The sequence below is a fragment of the Mordavella massiliensis genome, from assembly GCF_016902415.1.
Lineage (GTDB): Bacteria > Bacillota > Clostridia > Lachnospirales > Lachnospiraceae > Merdimonas > Merdimonas faecigallinarum.
This window is the reverse complement of sequence record NZ_JACJLV010000068.1, coordinates 1-7904: the sequence shown is the minus strand read 5'-3', so window position 1 is coordinate 7904 and position 7904 is coordinate 1. Positions and strand designations below refer to the sequence as shown.

Below are 7904 nucleotides of genomic sequence, written 5' to 3'. Positions count from 1 at the left end.
CCTAAGCATAGAGCAAAAATGATTTGTCTAATACCCACCCTATCATTACTATATCTAAGATGGAAAATATATGCCACAAAAAAGAAGCATAATGGTATTAGAACAGCATCATAATTTAAACTTGCAGCCTGCTGAAGTGCCATAGGGAAAAGCATTACCACAGCTAAAACTTCTTTTTTTATTGGCATAAGTTTTAAAGCATAATAACATACAATTGCATAAAATAATAGAGCGAATAATTCTCCTAATTGTAACACCCAATATGTCGGTATTCCAATGAGTATCCCTAATAAAATTCCTAATGTTGCCGAAAAATGCTTAATTAAAGTTATAGATACACCTTGTGGCAACATTTCTTCTCTACTATAAGTAGGCCTTGCTGTAAACGAAGCAATTTGATCATTTATATCTATTTTTTCATCGTAATTAAATTCTACACGTTCTCTATCTAATGCTATGCTTTCTTCAATTTTTTTATCAAAATCTTCAATTTTCAACGAGTCACCAATCATCCATATATGTGTGAATTCATCTGGTGTCTGCCATGTTGGAACAAGAAAACTCATTACTATGCCCCAAAAAATAATTAGCGTAAAAACTAAATTTTCAATTTGAATTTTTTTTAACAAATACATTTTTCAATCTTTCTTTTATTATTTTGTGAAAAGTTTATAAATTGAACTTTTTCATATATCCCGGATACTCTGCATGTCCTGTCGCCAGAACATTTCCTTCCACGGTGATCTGCACCTGGCTACAACCATAGGCATCAAGGAACGTATTACACACACTTCCCACTACCATATACTCACCTGTTGATCCCAAAGATTGAAGGAAGTCAGCAAATGCCTGATTTAGATCCAGCTTTAACGACTTAATGCCGCCTTCCTGGGTTTCTGTGCAGGAAAGAGCCTGCACATTCCCGGGAATCACGCCTTTGGCAATCAATTGTTCCACTACCCAGCTTTCTGTTACTTCAGATGCCTCAACCTCTTCTGTTATAAACCCATCAGCCATTTCATTCGGAGAATAAATCGTTACTGTCTTTGAAAACACAGCAGTTTCCTGTTGTTCTGTTTCCGGTTCCTGAGCCTTTGAATCCTCCGTATCATCTTCTTTGCCAATTTGATCTTCGTTATCTTCCTGATTCTCAATCTCTAATGCTTCCGTCTGATTCTCTTCCTCTTTTGTTTCTTCCGGTTCACTTTTCCCGCAGCCAGCCAGTACCAACATACATACTACAAAAACAACTATAATGCTATGCCATTTTCTCATATGAACACCTCCGGTTCTTTTACACACTCTACATTGCCTCCAGCGGTTTCATTACAGACTTCACCAAAGTCATTCCATAGCGAAGTGCACCGGCCCAACCTACTTTTTTAGGATTCTCATTGATTCCCAGCCATTCTACGTAGGGAGCCGTTCCTTTTGTGACGAGGTTATATCTGGGATCAACAATCTCCTTCTTCGGCTTTTCATCTGTCACATATGCTTTCAGATGCTGAACCTGAGCACGCAGGCCCTGTCGCACGCTCTCAAATTGAGCGCCTGCCACACCGCCTCCTGTAGCTCCAAGTCCTGCAAAATTGAACTGTTCAATCTTCACATCTCCACCAAACTGAAGCCATCCTGTCTCATTCATAGACTGTGCGAATACAACTTCCGGCCGGATTCCTTCATCAACCGCTTCTTCATACAGGATTCCACAAAAATCTTCAATTGTATCCGCAAAATCCTCTTCCTTAAAACCTTCCTTATCCTGATTCATCTCTCTTCCCAGAGCTTCCGAAGGATACTCTTTTTTCTTACTTTTATATAAGTCGGCCATTTTCTTTACAGCCGTTTCTTTACCCCCTAAAAAAGTGTCACCCATAATAGGTGTAACTCCCGTATAATACAACGCACCAGCAGGAGAATACCCTTTATTGAAATAGTACCATTCTCCGTCAATTTTTTGATACCCGGTCAGCATAACTCCTTCCGCTCCACTACTATTCGCTTCAGGATTCAGATAATACTTGTTTCCGCCTTCTTCCAGCCACCCTTTATGCATAGCGCCAGATGCATCCAGGTAATACCAGCTGTCACCTAATACAATCCAGCCGGTCATCATCCAGCCTGCACTGTCAAAATAGTACCACTGGCCATTTATCTTCTCCCAGTTAGATACAGTATAACTGCCGTCATTATGACGATACCACCACTTCTCACCGCTCTGGATCCAACCGACATCCTTTTGCTTTCCCGGCACCCAGACGCCATTCTCATCTACATAATAATTTCCAACCCAGGTATCCGTGGCCATGATACCGGAATCATCTACATAATAGTTCCCGATCCAGGCATTTGTTACCTTGACACCGGATCCATCCATATAATACCATTTACCTTCAATCAACTGCCAGCCGGTTACCATCCAGCCTGCATTGTCAAAATAGTAATACTTGCCATCAATCTTTTCCCAGTCAGACTTCGTATAGCTTCCATCTCCATGGCGATACCACCAGCGGTTTCCGCTGAGGATCCACTGCGGTTTTACTTTAGATGTATCCCAGACACCTTTTTCATCTACGTAATAATCACCAATCCAGGTATCTTTTTCCATCACGCCTGAAGCATTGAAGTAATACCACTTACTGTCAATAATCTGCCAACCTGTCAGCATGACACCGGAAGAACTCAGATAATATTTTGTTCCCCCTTGCTCCAACCAGCCGGTCTGCATCACACCGCTACCATCCATATAATACCAGGCACCGCCTACCAATTGCCAGCCGGTGGTCATCCAGCCTGCTCCATCAAAATAGTACCAGTGACCATCAATCAATTCCCAATTAGAAGCAGTATATCCCCCGTCTTTATGACGATACCACCAGCGTCCGCCATTCTCGATCCAACAGGGTTTTACCCAACCTTGAACCCAGGCTCCGCTGGCATCTACATAATAATCTCCAACCCAGGTGTCTGCCGCCATTACTCCGTCCTTATCAAAGTAATAGCAACCGCTTCCAATCCAGGTCCATCCATCCGACATCATCGCACCGCTGGCATTCAGATAATACCATTTACCATCTAATAACAGCCAGCCGGTCTGCATAGCTCCATTGCCAGGATTCAGGTAATACTTTGCTCCATTGATGGTCTGCCATCCGGTCAACATGTATGTATCGCTTCCCATATAATACCAGGATCCACCTACCAGTACCCAGCAATCTCTGGCATAGGTGCCATCTCCATACTGCCATCTCCATCCGGTTTCGTCCCGTTCCCACTTACCTTTACTTAAACCGTAAGCTTTAGCAATTCCTGTTGCATCAGCCACACCAAGCTTCTGGAGTTTTTCATCAGAACTTAAAAACTTGTTATAATCGTTTTGGTTGTCAATAAAAGCATGCTCAATAATAATTGCAGGGAATCCTGCTTTTTTTGCACGATAAATCAGACCATAATAATCAGCCAGGGAGCCATCCGGATATGTACTGCCATTTGCTGTATACCGAATCTTAATCCCTCTTCCGTATATACCCAAACTTACCAATTCATCATGCACCTTCTGTGCCAGATTCTTTCCTTCACTGCCAACTTCTGGTTTGTAATTACTATTGGGAAAATATACTTCTGCTCCATAGGCTGATCCTGTCCCGGTCGAATTCAAATGAATGCTGACCAGCACATTTGCTCCGACACTTTTGGCATAAGCCACTCGATTATCAAGATCCTCAGAGGCTCCTCCTGTACCGCCCGGATAGCTATCATCCGTACGTGTCATATAAACGGTAACACCACTGTACTGTTCTAACTCTGTTTTACAATATTGGGCTATTTTTAATGTAAGATTCTTTTCATAGACCCCATTTACACCTACCGCACCAGAATCTTTTCCTCCATGCCCGGGATCCAGTACTACCACCATATTCCCGGACTTCGCACTATCCGACAAACTTCGGGCTTTCGCTTTCCCGTCTACTTCGGCCGTAGCCTCTGTAATGGCGTTCTCCGCAGATTCGTCTTCTATCACATCTCCATTTTCATCAAATGTCAGAAAGGTAGCAGCCACGCCCGGCTGTTCAGACATCCTGCTTTCTCCAACTGTATCTCCTTCCTCCACCACTGCATCGGGAGTAGTCTCACAGTCCCGGTTTACACCATAACGGGAATTTATCCCCATGGCATTCAGATCCATATCGTATGTAACACCATTTATATCTACGCTTACCTTCAGAAGATGATAGATCCCCGTCTGGCTCTCATCTGCATAATCCACAGAAAAAGCTATCGCGGCTTCATCAATCTCTCCAGCCTGTACAGACAACTGCTCCCCTGTATCCTCATTCTCATATATTAAGGTTGCCGCTGACGGAACTATTCCCTCTTGAAGAGAAGCAACAACCTTTTGCGTTCCCGGCGTCAGCAGATAAGAGGATTCCACGTAAATATATTGAAGCTGCGGCTCCTCATTTGCCTGACTTTGACTATTCTCCTGCTCTTCTGTTGCGACAGTCTCCCCTACTTTCTGTTCCTCGTTCATTGATTCGTCCTGCACACTCATCGTGGAAATCGAATTTTCCACATCTGCAGCCTGAGCAACATCTATTGGCGCTATGCCAGTTATTAAGGCCAACGATAATAAAAATGCAATCGCCCTCTTTTTTATAATCTTATTCATTTTATAAACCCCTTTCTAATTATCCGCTTCCTTCTTTTCCTTTTCAAAAAGTGCCAGTTCCTGTGCCAATTCTTTAATCCGAATAGACATTCTGGACATTGCGATTGTTAAGACAAAGATGATTATTAAGGAAAAGCAAAAGCCAAAGAAAAACAACATGTTCACCGGGCTTGCTATTCCCACTTTCCAGGACAGCCATGTAATCAACTGTGGAAAACAATCTAATACTAACACCGCAATCCCCACGCATAGCCACGAAAGTGCATATCTGAGTTCCAGTTTTTTTTGCCGTATCATATTAACGATAACGACTAAAGCTAAGATAACAACAATCCCCACAATAATTTGAATTCTGATATTCATTATTCACCCCACTAATATTTTCTGATTCGTTCAATCAAAATTGCAAGAGTTACTTTTACCATATAATAAACAGACTTCTTAGGCGATATTGATGATACGCCGCCTTCCCTTTCATGCATAACTACCGGTATTTCCCTTACAGTCATACCTTTTCTTAGAACAGCAACAACACTTTCTGGTTCCGGATAATCTTTTGGATAATCTCTGGCAAATAGCGCTATAACATTTCTTCCTGCCATTCGCAAACCCGAAGTAGGATCTGTAATTGTTGCTCCTGTAAGACCCTTTATCAGCCATGAAAAGAACTTTATGCCCACCCTTCTTGCGGTAGATGACTGAAACCCTTTTTTTTCTATAAACCGGGAACCTATTACCATATCCACCTGATTCTTCTCAATATATTCTGCCATTATATTTAGAAATTCAGGATCGTGTTGACCGTCGCCGTCTACCTGTACGGCCATATCGTATTCGTGCTTTCTCGCATACTTATATCCAGTTTGCACAGCTCCACCTATCCCAAGATTAATAGGCAGATTTACGATATTATACCCATGTTCCTCACAGATTTCTCTCGTTCTATCTATGGAACAGTCATTGATAATCACATAATCAAAATCTTTTGCATCTCTCTGAATTGCTGTAACTGTTTTTTCAATATTAGCTTCTTCATTATAAGCTGGTATAATAATAAGCTTCTTCACAACTAGCTCTCCTCACAAATTTTTTCCACCTGCCCGGCAACAATATCCCACGTAAAATTCTGTTCTATTCTTTCATATGTAAGCTTTATTCCCTTCTCTCTCTTCTCCTTATTGTCGATTGTGTTTTTCAGAGCCACGTAAAGTGTATCTTCTTGATTATTTGGAATCACACAACCATATTCATCATTCACCAGCAACTCCTTTGCTCCGCCCCGGGCAGTTGTTACCACATAACAGCCACATGCTGCCGCTTCTAGAATTGATGTCGAAAACCCTTCCGAAAAAGATGGAAGACAAAAAATATCTGTTTCTTTTAATAATGCTACAATATGCGGAAAATCAATACGTCCGAGTGGAATAATATGTTCATTTTTCCGTCTTTGTATCTCCTTTTCCATATCGCCATCACCGGCTATAAATAAAAATACATCTTTGCGCTCTTTTAAAATTTTATCCATTACATTTAACAAGCTTGGCAACCCCTTCTCTTTAAGTAGCCTTCCTGTAAATGATATTACAATTGCATTTTGGGCAACATTGTATTCTTTACGATACGATATTGCCTCCTTAGACAGCATATCACGAATTTCTTTCAAGTCAATAGAATTATATAACACTCCTTTTGCCTTAATATGGAAATGCGAAAGCCATTTATTACATGCAAGCGAAACCCCATAATAATCTTTACAGAATAATGTATCCACTTTTGTCAACGCATGTTCAAAAATTCCTCCCACGAAATCCCAGAATGGGTTGTGAACTGACAGATGACTGGTTCCATGATCCAGAGTAATACATTTAACTCTTTTCCCTTTCGCAAAAATCATACCATACAGTGAATGAAAATAAAAACGAGTATTAACAATGACCATATCAAAATGCTGACTTTTAAGCTTTTTATGAATTAATCTAAAAGACTTATCCGGTTTTAATATCGGATATCTTCCTTCCAGGAGATTCCAACACGGCAATCTGTAAACAGGAATGCCATCTACTTTTTCAAATTCCGCAAGTCTATATACATTTGAAGTCACGATTACGACTTTATTTCCTTTTTCAATTAACTTTTTCGCCAGGTTATAAGTATATCTTTCTACTCCTCCTAAATGCGGAAAGTATTGCGCTGCAAATATGCAATATTTTTTACATTCCACGTATTGGCTCCTCCCCTTCAAATTGAATTATTAAAGGCATATGATTAATCCTCTCTTCTTTGGGCGGAATTCTCATATAATCCCCATATACTTTCGATAAAAACTCATGGTTGTTTGCCGGTATATTAACACATATATCCTCAAATGGAACCGTTTTAAGAGGAAATAAATCCGTCTTTTTAACCTTGTCTTTTAATCCCCCGGCATACTCAAAAGAAGTCACATAACTACTTCGATTCGCCGAATTATTATATCGGGTTGCCACTTTCAAATATTTTCTATAAAGAAATTGTGGACTAATCCGCAAGACTTTAAGAATATAATGCAATATCCAACAACACACTTCCCCCATCATCCGCACTAGGCCTTTATAAGGAATAACCGGATAAGCTGTTCCAGACAAAAACAATAATCTTCCATAGATATTTGTCCATCGTGCTTGTCTTTTTGCAGCTTTTTTCTCTCGTGCCACATAATCCAACGGAAAAACATCCATAAAAATTCCCAAATCACATTTAAGATCCTGTGATGCTTCTGAAATAAATTTTGTACCTTTACGCTGGATGTGTGTTACTGTACAAGCATATCGTCCATCAATTTCCGGCGTCAAAAGGTTATACTCTTTCCCCATCTCTTTTTGAAAAACTTCACAAAACTTATCATAATCTTCTCGAAGCATCGCCACATCAATATCATCATCCCATGGAATAAATCCTTGATGACGTACTGCACCAATAGCAGTTCCATATACAACAAAATATGAAAGATCATATTTTTCACATACATTCTTAAAGTCTGCCAATATATGAAGTTGTACTTCATGCAGTTTTGTTAATACTTTTTTATCATATTTTCTTCTTATTTGATATCTCTTTTGCATTTTATTCTTCCTTTATCTTCTTATTTCTTTTTTTTACTGCTATAAAAAAGCTAAATGCAAACATAATCATTACAACAAATAAAAATACCATCATCGCTGTTGCATATGACATTGCTGCTCCCATAACTCCACAT

Annotated in this window: 7 protein-coding genes; all 7 read right to left on the bottom strand. The window is 40.1% G+C overall.

What is annotated here, in order from left to right; all coding sequences use genetic code 11:
• The coding region (locus tag H6A13_RS12230; RefSeq protein ID WP_204909825.1) for a DUF2142 domain-containing protein at positions 1-635 on the bottom strand (635 nt) is incomplete at its 3' end.
• 34 nt (positions 636-669) lie between these two features.
• Complete coding sequence (locus tag H6A13_RS12225; RefSeq protein ID WP_204909824.1) at positions 670-1275, bottom strand: GerMN domain-containing protein; 606 nt, start codon at positions 1273-1275, stop codon at positions 670-672.
• 28 nt (positions 1276-1303) lie between these two features.
• Positions 1304-4531, bottom strand: a complete 3228-nt coding sequence (locus H6A13_RS13445; RefSeq protein ID WP_275952162.1) for an N-acetylmuramoyl-L-alanine amidase — start codon at positions 4529-4531, stop codon at positions 1304-1306.
• A gap of 153 nt (positions 4532-4684) precedes the next feature.
• Positions 4685-5032, bottom strand: a complete 348-nt coding sequence (locus H6A13_RS12180; protein ID WP_204909823.1) for a DUF2304 domain-containing protein — start codon at positions 5030-5032, stop codon at positions 4685-4687.
• Positions 5033-5043: 11 nt separating this feature from the next.
• Positions 5044-5736 carry a glycosyltransferase gene (locus tag H6A13_RS12175; protein ID WP_204909822.1) on the bottom strand — a complete coding sequence of 231 codons (693 nt, stop codon included), beginning with the start codon at positions 5734-5736 and terminating at the stop codon, positions 5044-5046.
• Positions 5737-5738: 2 nt separating this feature from the next.
• Positions 5739-6890, bottom strand: coding sequence for a glycosyltransferase (locus H6A13_RS12170; RefSeq protein ID WP_204909821.1), 1152 nt, complete (start codon positions 6888-6890; stop codon positions 5739-5741).
• A complete protein-coding gene (locus H6A13_RS12165; protein ID WP_204909820.1) occupies positions 6880-7770 on the bottom strand; it encodes a LicD family protein in 891 nt (296 codons plus the stop codon). The genes H6A13_RS12170 and H6A13_RS12165 overlap by 11 nt, the downstream gene beginning before the upstream one ends.
• Positions 7771-7904 lie beyond the last annotated feature (134 nt).